Genomic DNA, 243 nt, shown 5'->3' on the forward strand with positions numbered 1-243 from the left:
GCGTGGTAGCGGGTACGGCGAAAACCGGTGTCGCCCTGACGGAACAGACTGACCAGACCATGGACATAGCGCACCGGTGTTTCGCCGCGCCACACCGTGAACAGCGCGCCCAAATCAAGGACACGATTAAAGTCCACCGCCGGGTCGTGGCTGACCAGGTCCAGGTTTAATTTGAAGGGTTGCGACAAGCCTTCTTCGAGCTTGAACTCGACCACCTCAAAGGCATCGCCTTGCAGGGGCTCG

General features: G+C 59.7%; 1 protein-coding gene. It reads right to left on the minus strand.

What is annotated here, in order from left to right; genetic code table 11:
* The coding region (locus tag AAEZ03_RS29355) for a contractile injection system protein, VgrG/Pvc8 family (protein ID WP_350583352.1) at positions 1–243 on the minus strand (243 nt) is incomplete at both ends.

The sequence above is a fragment of the Pseudomonas sp. HY2-MNA-CIBAN-0224 genome (assembly GCF_040310285.1).
Taxonomy (GTDB): domain Bacteria; phylum Pseudomonadota; class Gammaproteobacteria; order Pseudomonadales; family Pseudomonadaceae; genus Aquipseudomonas; species Aquipseudomonas helleri.